At 46.5% G+C, this 19468-nt stretch carries 19 protein-coding genes and 1 pseudogene; all 20 read right to left on the reverse strand.

Annotated features, from left to right (window positions below; genetic code table 11):
* Window positions 1–226: pseudogene (locus MSG36_RS20955) on the reverse strand (chemotaxis protein CheW); the annotation flags it as partial.
* A complete protein-coding gene (locus tag MSG36_RS20960) occupies window positions 213–995 on the reverse strand; it encodes a ParA family protein (protein WP_248369584.1) in 783 nt (260 codons plus the stop codon). The pseudogene MSG36_RS20955 and the gene MSG36_RS20960, both read right to left, overlap by 14 nt.
* Window positions 996–1005: 10 nt before the next feature.
* Window positions 1006–2130 (reverse strand): chemotaxis response regulator protein-glutamate methylesterase, encoded by a 1125-nt coding sequence (locus MSG36_RS20965; RefSeq protein ID WP_086971116.1) that lies wholly within the window; start codon window positions 2128–2130, stop codon window positions 1006–1008.
* Between the two features lie 13 nt (window positions 2131–2143).
* Window positions 2144–4324, reverse strand: coding sequence for a chemotaxis protein CheA (locus MSG36_RS20970; RefSeq protein ID WP_248369586.1), 2181 nt, complete (start codon window positions 4322–4324; stop codon window positions 2144–2146).
* Between the two features lie 9 nt (window positions 4325–4333).
* The gene (locus MSG36_RS20975; protein WP_048661507.1) at window positions 4334–5065 is read right to left on the reverse strand and encodes a protein phosphatase CheZ; all 732 of its coding nucleotides are present in this window, start codon (window positions 5063–5065) and stop codon (window positions 4334–4336) included.
* Window positions 5066–5171: 106 nt separating this feature from the next.
* Window positions 5172–5540, reverse strand: a complete 369-nt coding sequence (cheY, locus tag MSG36_RS20980; RefSeq protein ID WP_016767062.1) for a chemotaxis response regulator CheY — start codon at window positions 5538–5540, stop codon at window positions 5172–5174.
* Between the two features lie 42 nt (window positions 5541–5582).
* Window positions 5583–6317, reverse strand: a complete 735-nt coding sequence (locus tag MSG36_RS20985; RefSeq protein WP_248369588.1) for an RNA polymerase sigma factor FliA — start codon at window positions 6315–6317, stop codon at window positions 5583–5585.
* Entirely contained in the window at window positions 6310–7197 is an 888-nt protein-coding gene (locus MSG36_RS20990) for a MinD/ParA family protein (RefSeq protein ID WP_048661509.1), read from the reverse strand. The genes MSG36_RS20985 and MSG36_RS20990 overlap by 8 nt, the downstream gene beginning before the upstream one ends.
* 13 nt (window positions 7198–7210) lie before the next feature.
* The gene (flhF, locus tag MSG36_RS20995) at window positions 7211–8773 is read right to left on the reverse strand and encodes a flagellar biosynthesis protein FlhF (RefSeq protein ID WP_248369590.1); all 1563 of its coding nucleotides are present in this window, start codon (window positions 8771–8773) and stop codon (window positions 7211–7213) included.
* 27 nt (window positions 8774–8800) lie between these two features.
* Window positions 8801–10900 (reverse strand): flagellar biosynthesis protein FlhA, encoded by a 2100-nt coding sequence (gene flhA, locus MSG36_RS21000; protein ID WP_248369592.1) that lies wholly within the window; start codon window positions 10898–10900, stop codon window positions 8801–8803.
* A gap of 210 nt (window positions 10901–11110) precedes the next feature.
* On the reverse strand, window positions 11111–12241 hold the full coding sequence (gene flhB / locus MSG36_RS21005) for a flagellar biosynthesis protein FlhB (protein WP_048661512.1): 1131 nt from the start codon (window positions 12239–12241) through the stop codon (window positions 11111–11113).
* Between the two features lie 9 nt (window positions 12242–12250).
* Complete coding sequence (fliR, locus tag MSG36_RS21010) at window positions 12251–13033, reverse strand: flagellar biosynthetic protein FliR (RefSeq protein ID WP_248369594.1); 783 nt, start codon at window positions 13031–13033, stop codon at window positions 12251–12253.
* 6 nt (window positions 13034–13039) lie between these two features.
* Window positions 13040–13309, reverse strand: a complete 270-nt coding sequence (fliQ, locus tag MSG36_RS21015) for a flagellar biosynthesis protein FliQ (protein ID WP_029235191.1) — start codon at window positions 13307–13309, stop codon at window positions 13040–13042.
* 11 nt (window positions 13310–13320) lie between these two features.
* Complete coding sequence (gene fliP / locus MSG36_RS21020; RefSeq protein WP_248369596.1) at window positions 13321–14250, reverse strand: flagellar type III secretion system pore protein FliP; 930 nt, start codon at window positions 14248–14250, stop codon at window positions 13321–13323.
* Complete coding sequence (gene fliO, locus MSG36_RS21025) at window positions 14237–14677, reverse strand: flagellar biosynthetic protein FliO (RefSeq protein WP_048616097.1); 441 nt, start codon at window positions 14675–14677, stop codon at window positions 14237–14239. Before fliO ends, fliP begins: the two co-directional genes overlap by 14 nt.
* Window positions 14677–15087: a flagellar motor switch protein FliN gene (fliN, locus tag MSG36_RS21030; protein WP_004739851.1), complete on the reverse strand. Its 411-nt coding sequence runs from the start codon at window positions 15085–15087 to the stop codon at window positions 14677–14679. Before fliN ends, fliO begins: the two co-directional genes overlap by 1 nt.
* A 29-nt stretch (window positions 15088–15116) precedes the next feature.
* The gene (gene fliM, locus MSG36_RS21035; RefSeq protein WP_017631770.1) at window positions 15117–16160 is read right to left on the reverse strand and encodes a flagellar motor switch protein FliM; all 1044 of its coding nucleotides are present in this window, start codon (window positions 16158–16160) and stop codon (window positions 15117–15119) included.
* A gap of 7 nt (window positions 16161–16167) precedes the next feature.
* Window positions 16168–16656 carry a flagellar basal body-associated protein FliL gene (gene fliL, locus MSG36_RS21040; protein ID WP_086971103.1) on the reverse strand — a complete coding sequence of 163 codons (489 nt, stop codon included), beginning with the start codon at window positions 16654–16656 and terminating at the stop codon, window positions 16168–16170.
* A gap of 53 nt (window positions 16657–16709) precedes the next feature.
* Window positions 16710–18839 carry a flagellar hook-length control protein FliK gene (locus MSG36_RS21045; protein WP_248369598.1) on the reverse strand — a complete coding sequence of 710 codons (2130 nt, stop codon included), beginning with the start codon at window positions 18837–18839 and terminating at the stop codon, window positions 16710–16712.
* Between the two features lie 182 nt (window positions 18840–19021).
* A complete protein-coding gene (fliJ, locus tag MSG36_RS21050) occupies window positions 19022–19459 on the reverse strand; it encodes a flagellar export protein FliJ (protein ID WP_017060679.1) in 438 nt (145 codons plus the stop codon).
* Between the last annotated feature and the right edge of the window lie 9 nt (window positions 19460–19468).

Genomic DNA, 19468 nt, shown 5'->3' on the forward strand with positions numbered 1-19468 from the left:
GCTCTGGCTCTGGCTCTGGCTCTGGCTCTGGCTCTGGCTCTGGCTCTGGCTCTGGCTCTGGCTCTGGCTCTGGCTCTTCAGGTTGTGATTCGTCGCTCGACTCGTCAACAAAAAAATCGTCAGATTCAAAGCTTTCATCACCTAACAGCGCAGTAAAGTAGTCATCCAGAGCTTGTTCACTGGAGAGACTTGGCTGCGCCAATGTTGATTCTTTATTCGCGCTCATTTATCGCCAACCTTTCGAGATAAATAAGCAACTGTTTATAAGCAAATACACCACGGCTACCCGATGCAAAATGAGATGCTGGCAAGCGTTTTAGGCTCGCATCTCGAAACTTGGTATCAATCGGCACAGCAGACGTCCAAACTTGGTTTGGATAATCATCTTTGAGCTGCGTTAATGTTTGCAGTGAGGCTTTGGTTCGCTTGTCGTACATTGTTGGGACAATCGTCACCTTAAACGGTGTTTTGCGAGACTTCTGCATGATAGTCAAAGTGCGAATCATGCGCTCTAAGCCCTTCATCGCCAAAAACTCAGTTTGTACCGGAATCAAAATACGATCACTAGCAGCCAATGCATTGACCATCATCACACCAAGAATTGGCGGGCAATCGATCAACACATAGTCATAGTTGTCTTTCAAAGCGGCCAAAGCGCGCTTCAAGATCAACCCCATGCCGCTTCGATTTCCCATTACACGGTCTAATGTCGCCAAAGACATGTGCGCAGGAATAATATCGATACCTTCGACTTCCGTTTGTAAAAGTAAAGGTCTTACCGTCTGCGCGTTAAACTCACGCAACTGGAACAGATCAAACAGGCTCGATTCCACCGTATCTGAGTCGTAACCCAGATAGGTGGTCAGTGATGCATGTGGGTCAGTATCAACCAACAGAACACGGTGCCCCTTCAACGCAAGTAAACCTGCTAGAGTCACGGTCGTGGTCGTTTTACCAACACCACCTTTTTGGTTTGCAACACTCCAAACAATCATTTCGATTTACCTAAGCTAACCCAACTTCAACCAAGATCCTTTCCGCGATGCGGTCTAGAGGTAGGTCTTCAGTAGAAATGCCAGCTTTTGCTACAGCTTGAGGCATACCATATACAACACAACTATCTTCGTCTTGTGCCCAAATCGTTGAGCCCGCAGTTTTCAACATACGCGAACCTTCTCGACCATCTGCGCCCATACCGGTCAGTATCATAGACAAGACTTTGTCACCGTAGATCTTCGCTGCGGAGCCGAATGTGACATCCACACAAGGCTTGTAGTTCATGCGGTCGCCGCCATCGATAATTCGTAGACGTGCAGACCCTGCTCGGCCATCCACCATCATCTGTTTACCACCCGGAGCAAGATACGCCACGCCAGGTTTTAACACATCACCGTCTTGCGCTTCACGAACTTCAATCTTACACAAGGTGTTCAATCGGCTTGCAAAAGCAGCGGTGAATGTTGCAGGCATATGCTGAACTAACACAATTGGGTGTGGATAGTTGGCAGGGATGCGAGTCAAAATCTTCTGTAGAGCGACAGGGCCGCCAGTCGACGTACCAATTGCTGTTAATTGATACTTCTTACCTGACGCTCTGAATTTCGCCGTTGATGCAACCGCAGGCTTCGCTGTGGAAGTCGCAGCTGTTGTTGAAATTGGTTGGCGCAATGGCGTAGATGTTGAAGTCGTTGCTGTCGCTCTCGGCGCAATAGGAGCACGACGCATAAATGCACGCTTTGCAGCAATCTGAATCACTCGCTGTTGAAGCAATGCAACTGCATCGTCGCGGTTACGTGCGATGTCTTCAAACTTCTTAGGTAGGAAGTCGAGAGCACCTGCATCTAATGCATCTAACGTTGCTCTCGCTCCATCATGCGTTAACGATGAAAACATCAAAATAGGCGTTGGAGACGCGGCCATGATCTCACGAACGGCAGTGATGCCGTCCATGACAGGCATTTCAATGTCCATCGTGATTACGTCAGGTCTTAGCTGTTTCGCTTTCTCAACGGCTTCTTTACCGTTTACTGCTACATCAATGACTTCTAGGCGAGCCTCTGAGTTGATGATCTCGCTAACGCGACGACGAAAGAAACTCGAATCATCAACGACTAATACTTTAATCGCCATATTTATCCTTAAATTAAATTCTTGACGCAGCTGCGTACTGCTTCAACAAGTCCGGCACATCTAGAATCAATGCAATGTGTCCGTCACTTGTAATTGTCGCGCCTGCCATTCCTGGCGTGCCTTGCAGAAGCTTATCAAGTGGCTTGATCACGACTTCTTCTTGACCGATAAGCGTATCGACAACAAAACCAACTCGTTGGCTACCAAGTTGTACGATAACAACATGGCCGTGCCCTTTACGCAGTTCAACAATACCCGCTTTAGGAGCAAGCCAGTTTTGCAAGTAGAACAACGGAATAGACTTATCGCGAACGATGATCGTTAGCTGACCATCAACCACGTTTGTGCGGCTTAAGTCTAGGTGGAAGATCTCGTTAACCGATGCCAATGGCAATGCAAATGGGTGACCCGCAACACCGACCATCAAGGTTGGTAGAATCGCTAGGGTTAGTGGAACCTTGATGGTGATCTTGGTGCCTTGTCCCATTTCTGAATCAATATCAATAGAGCCGTTCAGTGTGTTGATCGCCGTTTTCACAACGTCCATACCTACACCACGACCAGAGATATCCGAGATCTGCTCTTTGCTTGAGAAGCCAGGAGCAAAAATCAGGTTGAAACACTCTTTATTTGATAAACGAGACGCTGCATCTTCATCCATCAGGCCACGTTTGACCGCAATAGCACGAAGCTTATCAGGGTCCATACCGCCACCGTCATCAACGATAGCCAGCTCAATGTGATCACCTTCTTGAGAGGCAGACAGAATCACTTTACCCGTTTGTGATTTACCCGCAGCAACACGGTCGCTCGGCATTTCGATACCATGGTCGACAGAGTTTCTCACCAAGTGAATCAGGGGATCAGCAAGTGCTTCTACCAAGTTTTTATCAAGGTCAGTTTCTTCGCCACGCATTTCAAGAACGATGTCTTTCTTCAAGCTACGCGCAAGGTCACGGACAACTCGTGGGAAGCGACCAAATACTTTCTTGATCGGCTGCATACGAGTCTTCATTACCGCACCTTGTAGGTCTGCAGTAACAACATCTAAGTTAGAGACAGCTTTCGACATTTCTTCGTCATTGCTGTTTAGGCCAAGACTGACAAGTCGGTTACGCACCAATACCAGTTCACCCACCATGTTCATGATGGTATCCAGTGTTGATGTATCGACACGAACTGTAGCTTCAGCTTGCTGCTTCTTCGCTGGCGCTTTAACTTCAGTTTTTGCTGGAGCACTAGGTTTCGGTTCTTCTTTAACCACAACCGGAGCAGCAGGCTTAGGCGCAGCTTGTAGTGCAACTGCCGCAGACTTCACTTCTGCAGGCTTAGTCGCAGCATCGAGCTCTTCAATCGAAGGTCCGTTACCTGAACCATGCAATTGGTCCAGTAACTTCTCGAACTCTTCGTCAGTCATCAGGTCATCGCCTTCAGACATCGCCGAAACAGGTGCTGCCGGAGGCGCTGGCGGTGGAGGAGGCGTTGAACTTGCCGCTGTCGGGCTGTTACCCGCGCCGTGCAATTCATCCAACAACTTCTCAAATTCGTCATCAGTAATATCACCACTGTCAGCAACAGGCTGAGGTGCAACTGGTGCTGGCGGCGGTGTGGGTGCAGAAGGTGCTGTTGGTGAACCACCTTTACCGTGAAGTTCATCAAGCAGGCGCTCAAACTCGTCTTCAGAGATATCATCCACAGATGAGGCACTGATGCTTGAACTTTCGACAACCGGTTCAGGGGCTGTAACGACAGGCTCTGGGATAACAGGTGCTGGCGCTTCTACTGGTGCAACTTCATCAGCTGATTCTGGTTTGCAGAGGCGGTGAAGTTCATCCAATAAAGCTTGGTCTGCTGGTACTAAAGGTTCCTGATCTTGCACGGCTTGGAACTGTGTATTAACAGTATCTAACGCCTGCAGCATAGTATCCATCAAGCCTGATGTTACGCTGCGCTGACCGTTTCGTAGAATGTCGAACACATTCTCGGCACCATGACAAGTATCCACCAGCTCAGTTAATGCTAAGAAACCAGCACCACCTTTTACTGTATGGAAACCACGGAAAATAGCATTTAATAGGTCTTTGTCGTCAGGGTTATTCTCAAGCTCTACCAGTTGCTCTGATAGAAGTTCAAGGATCTCTCCTGCTTCGACTAAAAAGTCCTGAAGAATATCTTCGTCTAAATCGTAGCTCATACGTTACCTTTAAAATCCAAGACTGGATAACAAATCGTCGACTTCATCCTGAGAAGCAACAGCGTCTTCGCGCTCTTCTGGATTCATGATTGGCCCTTCTGGAGCAATCGATGCTTTCTTCTCTGATTTTGGAGTTGGCTCAGTCTGATTCGCACCAAATACGGTGAGAATCTCAACTAAGCGTCCTTCAACCTCATTCACCAAGGTAATAACTTTGCTAATTATCTGCCCAGTTAAATCTTGGAAATCCTGAGCCATCAAGATTTCAGTCAGTTGTCCACGTAGTTCGGTACTGTCGCCTTCTACTTGGACAAGCAATCCATCAATGCGGTGACATAAAGCTTTAAATTGTGCCAGCTCAATGCGGCCATGCATCAGTTCATTCCATTGAGGCCTTACTTGAAGTAAACACTCGTGTAGGTTGTCTGCAATTGGCATACAGCGGTCGACAGCGTCCATCGTCTTATTTGCCGCAACTTCCGTTTTATCAATGACATACTGAAGGCGATCCCTTGCATCGGGGATTTCGTCATTTGCGATAACGCTAATGCGCTCATCGAAATTAAATTGAGTCAAAGAGTCATGGAGGTCGCGAGTCAGACTTCCTATTTCTTGAAGCATTGGATTGTCTTGAAGACTAAAATTATCTTCATAAATGCTTCTAACAAGAGAATCAGCATCTTGCTGCTCATCGTTCTCAAGCAGCTCTACTAATTTTTTTGCTTGTTCTAATGAAATCATCCTGAGTTCGGCCTTACTCCGCATACTTTGTGCGCTTAGGCTATCGAGATAAACAGATAACTTATCAGTCAGCGTTTATCTAGAAGTACCTAAAACTTATTGATGCTTATAAGCGATCAAAAATCTTATCAAGTTTCTCTTTCAGCGTTGCAGCAGTGAAAGGCTTCACAATGTAACCATTAACACCCGCTTGCGCTGCTTCGATGATCTGCTCACGCTTCGCTTCTGCTGTGATCATAAGCACTGGAAGGTGCTTAAGTTCTGCATCTGCGCGAATGTGTTTAAGCAAGTCAATACCTTGCATGCCTGGCATGTTCCAGTCAGTTACCACGAAATCAAATTCGCCTTTTTTCAGCATAGGTAACGCGGTCAAGCCATCGTCTGCTTCTTGAGTGTTGTTGAAACCTAAATCGCGAAGTAGGTTTTTAACAATTCGGCGCATCGTTGAAAAATCATCAACAATGAGAATTTTCATGTTTTTGTTCAAATTAGCCTCCACTGAATAGGATCAGTGTTGTTAGTCGTTCTGTGTCCAAGCACTTAACTTAGTGCGTAAACGCTGCATAGATTGGCTCAGTATTTGGCTGACACGAGATTCGCTGACACCTAGCACTTCCCCAATCTCTTTTAAATTGAGTTCTTCGTCGTAATAAAGCGAAAGCACAAGGCCTTCTCTTTCCGGAAGTTGTTTTATCGAGTCGATCAGAGCTTGGCGGAATGACTCATCAGCAACCCCTTGAAAAGGCGTGTTATCTTGAGAGTCTTCATTCGGAGATATTACATCATCTGAGACGCCTAAATCTTCGATCCCAACCAGTCTTGAGCAATTAATATCAGTTAAAGCACTGTGGTACTGATCCAAAGTGAGTCCCATATGTTTTGCCACTTCGGCATCACTCGGGTCGCGGTTGAGGATACCCTCTAATTCCGCGATTGCACTGCTGATTTCTCGATTGTTTTTATGAACCGATCTCGGTACCCAGTCCCCGCGGCGAATGTCATCCAACATTGCCCCACGAATCCGAATACCAGCATACGTCTCAAAGCTTGCGCCTTTGGTACCATCATAGTTTTGTTGCGCTTCAATCAAGCCGATCATGCCAGCTTGAATTAAGTCATCAACCAATACATTAGGCGGTAATCGCCCCAACAAGTGATGAGCGATACGTTTAACCAACACAGAATACTTCTCAAAAAAAGCCTGTTGGCTATTGTGATTAGCATGTTGGTCGTAAGTAAGCGCTTTATTCACCAAATGGTTCCTCTATAAATTCAGTACGATTCAGCAGCCTTTCAACAAAGAACTCCAAGTGCCCACTTGGTGTTTTTGGTATTGGCCAGGTCAATGCTTTATTAGCCAAAGAGCTGATTGCCAACGCAGCTGGAGAGCGAGGATACGCATCTACTACGATCTTCTGTCTCTTGACTGATTGACGTACTTTATCATCTAAAGGAATACATGCTACGAGTTCGAGGCTCACATTCAAGAAGCGCTCTGTGACCAAAGTCAACTTTGCAAATAATTCTCGGCCTTCTCGGTAGCTTCTGACCATATTTGCAACAACTTTGAATCGCTGAACTTGGTGCTCTCTGCTCAAAAGCTTAATCAAAGCATATGCATCTGTGATTGAGGTAGGTTCATCACATACCACAACAACCACGTCTTGCGCCGCTCTTGAGAAACTGATCACCATGTCCGAAATTCCGGCAGCGGTATCAACCAACAAGATATCCATCTCGTCTTCAAGCGAACCAAATGCGCGAATCAAACCAGCATGCTGTGCGTGTGAAAGTTCAGTCATGCTTTGTGTGCCCGATGTCGCTGGAATAATTTTAATTCCGTGCGGCCCTTCGACAATCGCATCCTTAAGTTCACATTCGCCAGCCAACACATGCCCAAGGTTTCGTTTAGAACGAATACCCAGCATGATATCGACATTAGCTAGCCCTAAATCGGCATCTAACACCATGACTTTTTTGCCTTGGCGCGCCATGCAAATAGCCATACCTAACGTCACATTGGATTTACCAACGCCTCCCTTACCACCGGTGACAGCGATAACTTTTGTGAGTGAAGGCTTGGTTAAGCGACGGAGGCCGCTAGCTTGATCATGTATCATATTTTCATTCATATTTATCCGCCGCCTAGAGCCCTTCAGAATCGCTATTCCAGTAATGAGGTTCATTCTCTGTAGATTTTTCTAATAACTCATTAGCCTTAGCAATCATGTACTTTGGCTGAGCTATAACGATATCTTCAGGAACTCGTTGACCATTTGCTATGTAAGCAACTGGTAATGCATTTTGTATTACGACACTGATGAATTCACCAAGACTGAGGGATTCATCCAATTTAGTCATGATGCATCCCGACAACGGGATTCTTCTAAAGTGTTCAATTGTTTCTTGTAGCACTTTGCGTTGTGCAGTTGCTGGCAACACAAGGTAGCTATTGATAACGGAACCACTCTCTTGCATCAATGTGTCTAACTGCTCAGATAGGCGAACATCTCGTTGTCCCATGCCTGCAGTATCGACCAGAATCAGGCGACGATTACGTAACTGATATATTACATCGGCCAGTTCGCTAGAATCTTTAGCAACTCTTACAGGACAACCCATAATTCGACCATAGATCGATAACTGCTCATGTGCACCTATACGATATGTGTCAGTTGTCACTAGTGCGACGTTATCTGCGCCATATTCCATGGCAGCACGTGCAGCTAGCTTTGCAACAGTTGTCGTTTTACCCACACCGGTTGGGCCAAGTAGAGCCACAATACCGCCGCGTTTTAAAATATCTTTCTGAGTGACAGAGATTTGGTCAGCAACCAGTGCTAACAAAGCCTTCCATGCACGCGCTGGTTTGGTATCTTCAGGAATGTAACAAGCCATCTGATCGGCCAGCTCTGCAGAAACACCCATACGCTCAAGGCGCTTAATAAGCATCGCTCTGAGCGGTTCACGACGCTCAACTTCTTGCCACATTAATCCAGATACTTGATGTTCTAACAGACGACGAATTGAGGTCATCTCTTCGCGCATCGTTTCCATTTCAGAATCAGAGCCTTTCGAGTGAGTGTTCTCACGACCGCGATCATAACGAGTAGGATCCAAGCGAGGTGCCGGACGCTCGACTCTGCGGTCTTCAGCAATCAACTTAGACAAACCTGTTTCACGAGCAAATGCTGAATCAAGATTGCCGTGAGACTGTTGGTTACCGTGAGACTGCTGATGGCCATGAGACTGCAGATTGCTTTGAGTCTGATGACTATGAGGGTTATGACTCGTGCTTGATTGGCGATTAAGCAATGCTGACAATGAATCTTCATTTTCAGCACGATGTTGTGGTTCATCCTCGGCGCCATGACTGTATTGTTTTAGCATATTCGCAAAGCGCTTAGTCATTGAGCGTCCACCTTCAGCATTCGACTGCAGGCTAACCTTGTCATCGTCTAGTTGACGTCGCCCTGCAGGAGCTGCGGGCGCGGCCATTTGCGTATATTGGCTTTGTGCAGGCTGCTGAGGTTTATTTAGTCTCTGGCTTGCTGTTGAAGGGCTAGATTCGCCATCAATAGCGGCAACAATTTCCACGCCACCTGCGACCTTTTTGTTAGACATGATCACCGCCTCTGAGCCAAGTTCTTCTTTAACTTGGAGCAGCGCCGTTCGCATATCTTTTGCAAAAAATCGTTTAATTTTCAATTCGATCGTCCGTTCTAATTAGGCGGCTTAATTACCAACAGCTTGTACTATACGTATCTGTTTTTCGTCCGGTATCTCTTGGTAAGACAAGACTCTCAAGCTTGGGATCGTGTTTTTCACGAACTTAGCCAGAGTCGAGCGTAACACACCAGAGGTCAGTAGCACCGCTGGTTCACCTTTCAGCTCCTGCTCTTGCGTAGCGTGGCTGAGGGAGGTCTGTAAACGTTCGGCTAAACCAGGTTCAATACCAGCAGATTCTCCGCCGGATGCCTGCATGGTTTGATGCAAGATTTGTTCCAGCTCAGGAATTAGGGTTATCACTGGCAACTCTGGCTCTATACCATTGATTTCTTGAACAATTAATCGTTTCAATGAGATACGAACCGCCGCAGTAAGTATGTCAGGTTCTTGACTCTTACCTGAATACTCCGACAAAGTTTGGACTATAGTTCGAATGTCACGAATTGGAATAGCTTCATTCAATAGGTTCTGTAGCACTTTCACAACCACACCCAACTGCAATTGATCCGGTACAAAACCTTCGACCAGCTTAGGTGTTGAGCGGCTAAGCATCTCAAGTAAGTTCTGAACTTCCTCGTGACCAATAAGCTGTGATGCGTTGTTGGTAAGCAGTTGGCTAAGATGTGTCGCCAATACTGTAGAAGAATCGACAACGGTATAACCTAGAGCTTGTGCGTGTTCACGCTGCTCTTCACGAATCCATACCGCTTCTAATCCAAATGCAGGGTCGATTGTCGGCTCACCATCGATCATACCGTACACTTGGCCCGGGTTGATCGCGAGCTCCATGTCAGGCTTGATCTCAGCTTCACCTACTGCGACACCCATCAGGGTAATTCGGTAGCTGTTTGGTGTCAGCTCAAGGTTATCGCGAATGTGTACCGCTGGGATCAAGAAACCAAAGTCTTGAGACAACTTCTTACGCACACCTTTAACGCGTTCAAGCAGTTCGCCCCCTTGGTCTCTGTCAACCAAAGGAATTAAACGGTAACCCACTTCTAAACCAATAATATCGACAGGTTGAACATCATCCCAAGAAAGCTCCTTCTGAGAGCCTACTTCTCCATTCGCTTCAACGGTTGCCGGAAGATTAGGTTCTTCCGCCTTCTTTTTGTTTTTCTTATCGATGTAATACGCACCCGCGCCCGCAATAACAGCAAGGCTCAAGAATGAGAAATGTGGCATACCCGGAACAATACCCATGATGCCAAGGATAGCGGCGGTGATCATCAAGGCTTTTGGATTGTCGAACATCTGGAAGACGAGCTGTTGCCCCATGTCTTCATCAGTATTTTGACGCGTTACCATCATTGCAGCTGCTATAGAAAGGAGCAGTGACGGGATTTGTGCAACCAGACCATCACCGATAGTCAGTAGCGTGTAGATCTCGATTGCTTCACCAAAACCAAGGTCAAACTGAGCCATACCAATGCTCAAACCGCCAATGATGTTGATGAACAAGATTAAGATACCAGCGATCGCATCGCCTTTAACAAACTTAGATGCACCGTCCATCGAACCGTAGAAGTCGGCTTCTTTGGTTACTTCAAAACGTCTCAGACGCGCCTGGTCTTGGTCGATCAAACCTGCGTTTAAGTCGGCATCGATTGCCATCTGTTTACCCGGTAAAGCGTCTAACGTGAAACGCGCGCTTACTTCCGAGATACGACCCGCACCTTTGGTTACAACCATGAAGTTGATGATCATAAGAATCAAGAACACCACTAGACCTACCGCATAGTTACCACCGATAACCACGTTACCGAAGGCTTCAATCACATTACCAGCCGCGTCGCCACCTTCGTGACCATGGAGCAATACCACACGTGTCGAAGCAACGTTCAAGGCCAATCGAAGTAGAGTCGCAATCAGCAGGACGGTCGGGAATGCAGCGAAATCTAAAGGCCTGCGGGTATAAACCGATACCAATAGCACAACCATAGACAGTGCTATGTTGAAGGTGAAGAACATATCCAACAAGAAAGCTGGAATGGGCAACACCACCATAGCAAGCGTTGCAAGTACCATAACAGGTGCACCAATCGCAGGCATTGCACGGTTAGGGATTTTAGGTAGCTTGTCCACAAAAGGCAGGGAGAATTTCATAAATCTAGACAGTTTCGCTATGTTGTAGCTCTCTGAACAAGTGGATTAGGTCTTAGTCAGGGCTGTTTGCTATGGGCTTATAATGTTCAGGCTACTACAGCAAACACTGTACCAACATCTCACGTCAAATTATCGCCATCACCTCTATAAAAGGAAGATTAGCTAGCTCGCTATTATCAGGGTTCATCACGCAGAGCTCAAGCAATTGATCTAATGACGTAAATCAGGTGGGATCGGCATATTAGAATCTTGCAGTTTTGGTCGCTCACCACCTCGTTTTCGGTACTGTTTAAGCTGGAAAACATATGCAAGCACTTGTGCAACTGCTGTAAACAGACCGTCAGGAATTTGTTGTTCTAGCTCAGTGGTATGATAAAGCGCCCTCGCTAATGGCGGCGCTGGAACAATATAGATGTCGTTTTCGCGCGCAATTTCTCGGATTTTCATCGCCATGTGGTCGACACCTTTGGCAACCACAATCGGCGCTTTATCTTGATTCTGCTTATAGCGCAATGCCACGGAAAAGTGCTCTGGGTTGGTCACAATCACATCCGCTTGAGGAACATCAGCCATCATTCGACGTTGAGCCGCTTCCCTTTGAAGCATACGAATTCGCCCTTTCACTTCCGGCTTACCTTCAGTATCTTTGAATTCGTCTTTGACTTCTTGTTTGGTCATCTTCAATTGATCGGCGTGTTGCCAGATCTGGAACGGGATATCAATCGCCACCACAATAAGCAGAGAGCAACTGATTAAAAGAATAAAGTTGAGCAAGATATCCAAAGCATGAAAGATATTCTGCGGATAAACATCCATGCTCAGCTGCATTAAATCATGCTGAGAGGCCTGAATCAGATAAATGGCCATGCCTGATACAAGAGCTACTTTCAAAATAGATTTGAGAAGTTCAACCCAACTTTGTAGGCCAAACATACGTTTGATACCACTGAGTGGATTGAGCTTAGACGCCTTTGGCATCGCGGCTTGCATTGAAAAGTTAATCCCACCGACACCCGCCGCACCAATGACTGCTGCAACGAATAAGGTTATCAGGATCAAAAACAGCGGAAACAGCAAATTCACCAGTGCACCACCGGCAATTTCGAAGAGTTTATTGGTATCAAAAATCTCGTCGCGGCTCAGAGAAAACAGACGTTGCATAGCCTCGAACAACGCCTTCGCCATCGATTCGCCAAACCACATTAATGCAATCGCACCTACTATCAGTACCGACGCCGACGCTAGCTCTTTCGACCTTGCAACCTGCCCTTTTTCTTTGGCCTGTTGCAAGCGTTTGGGCGTGGCGTCTTCTGTGCGTTCTTGACCGTCTGACTCTGCCATTTCAGTCCCCTAGCAATCTAACCGGATTAGACGACATATCTGTTGTTCGCCTTGCATCCAGAATAGCTCATAGTGACTATACAAGCCGCCAAGGATGTACCAACAAAGTAACAGACCCACGAGTAGCGCAAATGCAAAACCCAAAGAAAAGATGTTTAACTGAGGTGCAGCTCGCGTCATTACACCAAAAGAAAGGTTAATCGTTAGTAGCGCGATAATGCCCGACAACGACATTGCTAATGCCGTTTTGAACATGATACCGAGCCACAACGCGAGTTCTCGAAAATCGACCGAAGTCAGAGAGCCACTGCCAATCGGCAAAGTCTTAAAACTGAACACCACCAACTGCAGCATTTTCAAGTGACCATCTGTCGCCAAAAAAAACATGGTCGCAAGCAACATGAACAACTGACCAAGTACTGGCGTATTCTGTCCGTTAGCGGGGTCAACCATTGAGGCGAAGCCCAAGCTAGATTGCATACCCAAGATCTGGCCGAGCATGACGAAGGTCTGAATCATAAACTGAGCAACAAAGCCCATGGCAACACCAATCACGATTTGCTCAAACACCGTTAAGAACCCTTGGAAAGAGAGCAGTTCGATCTCTTTGGGAACAGCAGGAATTGCGGGCATCACGGCAAAGGTGATAGCCAAACCTAAATACAGACGAATACGCGGCGACACGAAGCGTGCCCCTGTTACCGTCATCACCATCAGCATCGCTGAGATGCGAGTGTATGGCCAAAAATAATTGGCTAACCACTCTAGTACAAGGCTCGTTGGGTATTCCATATCGGTCTAATACAGAACTTGCGGCAAGCGTTCGATGAGTTCGAAAAAGAACTCCATCATCATCTGGGTCATCCAGTGTGCAAATAGCATCAACGCCAACAAAGTTACTATCAAACGCGGCAGGAAACTCAGTGTTTGTTCATTGATTGAGGTCGCGGCTTGGAAAACAGCCACAACCAAACCGATCAGCAGGCTAGGAATAATGATGGCGCAAACCATGATTAATACCATCCAAAGGGCATCTCGGAACAACTCTACGAATATTTCAGGATTCATTATTCCCCCAGCTACAAGGCAAAACTGCCGGCGAGTGTGGAGAGGATCAAGTTCCAGCCATCAACAAGAACAAACAACATCAACTTAAACGGCAGCGATACAATCATCGGTGACAACATCATCATACCCATGGCCATCAATACCGATGCCACCACCAAGTCGATGATTAGGAACGGTAAGAACAACATAAAGCCGATTTGGAAAGCCGTTTTTAATTCCGATGTGATAAACGCTGGAATCAGAACCGCCATGGAAACATCTTCAGGGTTGGTCACTTCCGCACCAGAGATCTCAACAAAGGTTTCAAGATCTTTGATTCGAGTCTGTTTGAGCATGAAAGACTTGATCGGACCTTGGGCAACATCGAATGCCTGTCGTGCCGATATCTGTTCATTGAGATAAGGTTGAACCGCCTGTTCGTTAACCTGATTGATTACCGGTGACATAATGAAAAAGGTCAAAAATATTGCGATACCAATAATCACTTGGTTAGACGGTGTTTGTTGTAAACCCATCGCCTGACGCAAAATAGACATCACCACCACAATACGGGTGAACGAGGTCATCAAAATCACCATCGCTGGCAAGAAGCCAAGCATGGTCATTAACGCCAAGATCTGAAGGTTTATCGAGTAGTCTTCACCGCCATTAGCATTGGTTGTCATGGTAAAGGCAGGTATGCCGCCACCATTGCCGGTTAAGCTGCCCGTGGTCATGGTTGTCGATTTGGCTTGGTCTTGTTCCATCGTGCTGATGGTTACCGACTCTGAGCCAGCGGTATTCGCCGGAATGACGGTGCCATCTTCAGCTTGTGCAAATACCGACACGCTGAATACGATTGAGCATAGGAGAATAAGCTGAACCAACCACACTTTTACCGTTCGGAAAGCTCCGGCTTGGTGAAAGTAAGAGGAGTTCAAAAGTCCGTTACTTGTTTGCATCTTTTTTTATTAGCTGGGAAAGCTGACTTGAAAATGTACTTTTTTCCAGCATCTCCTGAGTAAGAGGTTTATCGAGCTTAGAGATCAGCTGAATCGATTGTGTGGTAATCCCTACCAAGAACTGTTCATCACCCGCTTGCACAATAGCGATACGCTCTTTAGTACCAACAGGGATTTGCCTAACAATCGCCAAACCTTGTTGATTCGACATCGCAGGCACTTGCATTCGCTTGAGTAGCCAAGCAATAAATAAAATGAAGGCTATAACGAAAATTAGCGACCCAAAGGTGGTCGCTAAATCGAGAGAAGGCGGTGTTGCTGCAAAGGCAATGGAAGGAACCGTTAATAGCCCTACTCCCAAGGTTCCTCGTAGCAGCCCTGTCATTCCGAGAGAAGAGCCCGCCAATCTTTGAGACAAAAAGCTCATTAACGCAGCTTCTTAATTCGTTCTGTTTGGCTAATAACGTCAGTCAAACGAATACCAAATTTGTCGTTTACTACAACCACTTCACCGTGAGCAATTAGAGTTCCGTTGACCATCACGTCTAATGACTCACCAGCGATTCGATCAAGCTCAACAACCGAACCTTGGTTCAATTGAAGTAGGTTACGGATACTGATCTGAGAGCGGCCAACTTCCATCGAAATAGTCACGGGGATATCCATAATGGTATCCAGCTTACGACGCTCATCTTCAGAAATCGGAGATGATGAATCGGTTAGCTCATCAAGTGGTGCCGCAAGCACATCATCAACATCAATTGATGGCGCTGAAGGGTCTTCACCAAGTGCTGCAGCCCATTCGTCTGCCAGCTTTTGATCTTCACTAGGTTCCATTACCAATTCCTATACTTTTATCTATTTTGCTATTCGTCATCATCGCTATTTTCGAGTTCAGACATTAAGTCTTTGCCTAGAAAAGCGAGATCAGTTTTAACCACATGGGGTCTTTGAATTTTTTCCGAAATCTGTACTGCAAGCTTCTCACCAGAACGTCCCATTTTCACACGATAAGTCGGCAGTTCTTCGACAAACATCGTTGCGTGTTCAGGCATGTTCATTGGGATAACGTCACCAGGGCGCAGCTCCATCAGGTCACGAAGGGAGATGTCTTGCTCTAGCAAGTTCACACGGAAGTTAACAGGCACATCCATGATTTCATCACGCAGTGCGGTACTCCAACGAACATCGGTTTCCATCTTGTCTGATTGAACACCCGCATCAAGCAGCTCACGGATCGGCTCAACCATCGAGTAAGGCATGACAACGTGGAAGTCACCACCACCGCCATCCACTTCAATGTGGAACGAACTCACAACAATCACTTCGGTTGGGCTCACAATGTTCGCCATACTTGGGTTTACTTCAGAATCCAAGTATTCAAACTCAACCCCCATCACGGGAGACCAAGCTTCTTTGTAGTCTTCAAAAACAATTTTCAGCAGTAACTGAATGATTCGTCTTTCGGTAGGCGTGAATTCACGACCTTCAATCTTGGCGTGGAAACGACCATCACCGCCAAAAAAGTTCTCTACGAGAATGAAAACCAGACGAGCTTCCATGGTGATGAGTGCCGTACCTTTAAGTGGACGGAAACGAACCATGTTTAAACTGGTGGGTACATACAATGTGTTTTGGTACTCACCAAACTTCATCATTTGTACGCCGTTGATCGACACTTCAGCCGTTTTACGTAACATATTAAATAAGCTGATACGCATATGACGTGCGAAGCGCTCGTTAATAAGTTCAAGGGTCGGCATTCGACCACGGACGATTCGATCTTGAGATGAGAAGTCGAAATTGACCGCATTGTCATTTTCGGTTTCTAAGACATCTTCAACTTCTTCAACATCATCAACGCCATGTAACAGCGCATCAATTTCGTCTTGGCTTAATAAATCGGTCACAAATTACCTATTGAATTACGAAGTCAGTGAATAACACTTTTTCAATCACAGGCTGGCCAACAGCTTGAGCCAGGCTTGCTTTAATATCTTCTGTTGCCTTGTCACGCAGTTCTACTCGTCCAGTGGGTGAGCGCAATTGGTCGACCGTTGCCGAAGCGAACGTGGCCAGTAGCGTACTTTCTACAAGTGGAGAGTGGTAACGAGCCAGGTCTTCATTCTTACTACCACGTACCATGAGCTGTGCTTTTATCTGAACTAGGCGATCTTTTTTGTCACCTGTCACATTAAACAAGAAGGGCTGAGGAATATTAACATACATAACAGGCTCTGCAGCGACCACAGCCGTTGCTGGCTGAGACTGAGATTCAGAGGCGCTATCGTCAGAACCTAAGAAAAAGTACAGCGCACCACCTATACCAAGCAGTAACACGACTACGGCAATAATGATTATAAGGAGCTTGCTCTTCCCTTTAGGTGCATCTTGTTCTTCTGCCATACTTTACTCTAACTTCCTGTTCTTTCGATTAACTAAGCGTTCTTAGCCTGATATTAGGCATAATAACTAATTCCATCACGCTTTGATGCGACATTCAATTCAAGATTGCTGCCACTATCAAGGTTTTCATCACCTTGCGTATCATTTGTGCGGTTAGCGCCGGATTGTTGCTCACCATTGTTGTATCTATCTTGTCCCTGACCGGAGTTCTGTTGTTGAACAGACGAATCGGCAAGCTGCAGACCTTGTTGAGCAAGCATCTCTCTCAAGCGAGGTAAGGTTTGTTCAATCACATCTCTCGCTTGCTGATTACTCACCGTAAAGTGCACGTTTGCCACGTCATTATTCATGGTCATGCGGATTTTCATTTGGCCCAGTTCTGGTGGGTCGAGACGGATGTCCAAGTTCTTAAGGTTCTTAGACATCATCATTTGTACTTTTTCAGCCACCTGCTCATTGGCTAGCTCTTTGGTGAGCTGTAAAGGCGCTTGTTGAGCAGCTTGAATTTCAGCTCGTGTAGGTGCTGAACCCACCGTGGCTGTACCTTGTGCGCCAGCCGCAGAAGCGATCTGCTGGGCAAAGGTTGAATCTTTAGAATCTTCTTTAGCACCCGCTTTACCCAAACCAGACAGTGCTGCTGCACCGGCGCCCGCTTTAAGAAGCGTATCAGTCGAGCCTGCTTTTGTGGCAGCTGGCGTTGCATTCATCGCCATACCTTGCGCGGTTAAAGCTGGATCCAACGTTGCTTGCTGCTGAGGTGAAGCCACATTAGCTTGTTGAGCAGCTGCCTGTTGGGCTGCATGTGCATTATTGGCGTGCAGCATTGCCGCCTTTTCCGTAAGAGCATTGTTTGCTGATTGAGAAGCGGCCTGCGCTGACACTTGTTGTGCCGCCGTCGCTACAGCGGCTGTTGATGCTGCCGCAGCTAAGGCTTTAGTTTCGCTTGAATCCGTATTATCCCAATCGATAGCAGCGGGTTCACCAGACGCACTGTTCGCAGCCGGAGCTTGACTTAGCAAAGCTGTTGCTTGTTGTTGAACGTTAGCGAGCTGTTGATTCAACAGGTCTAGGTTAGAGGTCGCTTTAGCCAAAGCGGCTTGCTCATCAACCGTCAACTTAGCGCCACTTTGTTGCTTCTGAAGCAAGCTATCGACAACAGACTGCTCTGACTCGATTTGTCCATTTAATTGATTTAGCGCTTTGGTATGGGCATCTACTTGCTTTGCAAGTTCAATATCCGCAGCTGACAATGCTTGGCTCTGATCGGCAGTAACCGCACTAGTAGCATTATTTTGGCTCAGCTCTCGGCTCATACTGGCTTCAATTTGTTCTGGAGTGACGCCTTTATCCATCAACTGTCGAATTTCAGCATCAGTTAGCTGAGAAACACCCTTACCTCCGGTAAGTACAGCGATTTCAGAATCGACTTCAAGGCTCTTCTCCTGATTTGCAGCCTTAGCTTGTTGTGTCGCCTTATCCGTAACGGAAACTCCTGCAACAGAAGCACCGGTGATATTACCTTGGGCTTGTTCTACCTGACCTTGCTGAGGCAAGCCTTTGCCGTTTGGCGCTTGATTTAGGGTTTTGTTTGCCTCATCCAATTGACCAAGCAATTTATTGCCTTCGCTCATCGCTGCATTGGCTTGCGATGCCTGCGTAGCACCATCTACCGCTGATGGACCCTGAGTTTGGGATTGAGCAATATGTTCTTTAGATTCGTTAGTCGTATCCTGCGCATCTTTACCATCTGCCTTATCTGCAACAGTCTTATCAGCGACAGTGCTATCAGTGCCCGAATTGGCTTTGAGCTGAGCCTCAGATCCAGACGCAGCCTCTGCTGATGTTTTATCAGCAGCTTTCTCGCCTTCTACTTCTGAAGCTGCTTGCTTGCTTTGCGCTTCGCTCACTTCGTCAGTAGCCTTTGATTCAGCGGAATCACCTTTGTTCGCTTCGGCTGACGCTTCACCTTCGGTAGATGTCTGTTTAGTATCAGGTTTCGCAGTGCTTTCTGTGTCTTTTGCTGCGACTTTACTGTCACTTTCTTCAAAGCCGAGCGCTTCTTTAAAGGACTCAAAGAAACCTTTAGAGTCGCCGGTTTCTTCTACCTTGGAAGAGGCAGAACCGGTGTCCAACAACGATGACGTTTTGTTGGTCGCTGAATTTGAGGAAAGACTAACATTCATATATACAAGCTCTATCTACTAGCTTTGCTGCCATGAATCAGGCAACAAAAAGAAAGTCGGATGCTTTTCATGCCTTTGGTGGGCATACCGCGCAATTTTATATAAAACGGAGCAAGAAACATGCCTATAAGTTCGGTTTTCACAATATAGAGAAAAGCACTGACGTCATTCGTGGCTTAGGATCACATCTTCTTTCGGCTGTATAACAGAGTCGAAAACTCATCCATTTGCTTTTGTTCTCTTCGATCTTGCAGCTTTGCTTTCTCTTTCTGCTTTTTCTCCATCAACCACTCGTAGGATTTACGTTTTTTGCGTAACTCCATCCAGTAGCTTTGGCAGTTGTCGACTTGATTTTTAAAGTGGTGCTCGGCTTCTCTCTGCTTGGATAATGTTTCATCCAACTGAGTTAAGAAGCGGTTCAAGTGACCATATTGGCTCGCCGTTAAGCCTGCCTTGCCGCGGTCAACGAGCTGCTGACAGTAATCCAGTCGATACTTTTCAATCTGCGCAACTTGTTCATAGTATCCTTGCAGCTCAGAGTTCGCTTTGTTGAGCGCGAGTACGGCTTGGTTCTCTTGATCTTTAGCTTGATCGAGCAAAAATTCTAATGCGTTATCCATGACTAACCT

The organism is Vibrio sp. 1CM8B, assembly GCF_023161685.1.
Lineage (GTDB): Bacteria > Pseudomonadota > Gammaproteobacteria > Enterobacterales > Vibrionaceae > Vibrio > Vibrio coralliirubri.

Coding starts and splice junctions, on each gene's coding strand:
- fliQ (WP_029235191.1), bottom strand. CDS start 13,309: ATGAATCCTGAAATATTCGTAGAGTTGTTCCGAGATGCCCTTTGGATG.
- MSG36_RS20965 (WP_086971116.1), bottom strand. CDS start 2,130: ATGGCGATTAAAGTATTAGTCGTTGATGATTCGAGTTTCTTTCGTCGT.
- MSG36_RS20960 (WP_248369584.1), bottom strand. CDS start 995: ATGATTGTTTGGAGTGTTGCAAACCAAAAAGGTGGTGTTGGTAAAACG.
- fliN (WP_004739851.1), bottom strand. CDS start 15,087: ATGGAACCTAGTGAAGATCAAAAGCTGGCAGACGAATGGGCTGCAGCA.
- MSG36_RS20970 (WP_248369586.1), bottom strand. CDS start 4,324: ATGAGCTACGATTTAGACGAAGATATTCTTCAGGACTTTTTAGTCGAA.
- fliO (WP_048616097.1), bottom strand. CDS start 14,677: ATGAGCTTTTTGTCTCAAAGATTGGCGGGCTCTTCTCTCGGAATGACA.
- fliJ (WP_017060679.1), bottom strand. CDS start 19,459: ATGGATAACGCATTAGAATTTTTGCTCGATCAAGCTAAAGATCAAGAG.
- flhA (WP_248369592.1), bottom strand. CDS start 10,900: ATGAAATTCTCCCTGCCTTTTGTGGACAAGCTACCTAAAATCCCTAAC.
- cheY (WP_016767062.1), bottom strand. CDS start 5,540: ATGAAAATTCTCATTGTTGATGATTTTTCAACGATGCGCCGAATTGTT.
- flhB (WP_048661512.1), bottom strand. CDS start 12,241: ATGGCAGAGTCAGACGGTCAAGAACGCACAGAAGACGCCACGCCCAAA.
- fliP (WP_248369596.1), bottom strand. CDS start 14,250: ATGCAAACAAGTAACGGACTTTTGAACTCCTCTTACTTTCACCAAGCC.
- fliL (WP_086971103.1), bottom strand. CDS start 16,656: ATGGCAGAAGAACAAGATGCACCTAAAGGGAAGAGCAAGCTCCTTATA.
- MSG36_RS20990 (WP_048661509.1), bottom strand. CDS start 7,197: ATGAATGAAAATATGATACATGATCAAGCTAGCGGCCTCCGTCGCTTA.
- MSG36_RS20975 (WP_048661507.1), bottom strand. CDS start 5,065: ATGATTTCATTAGAACAAGCAAAAAAATTAGTAGAGCTGCTTGAGAAC.
- MSG36_RS21045 (WP_248369598.1), bottom strand. CDS start 18,839: ATGAATGTTAGTCTTTCCTCAAATTCAGCGACCAACAAAACGTCATCG.
- fliR (WP_248369594.1), bottom strand. CDS start 13,033: ATGGAATACCCAACGAGCCTTGTACTAGAGTGGTTAGCCAATTATTTT.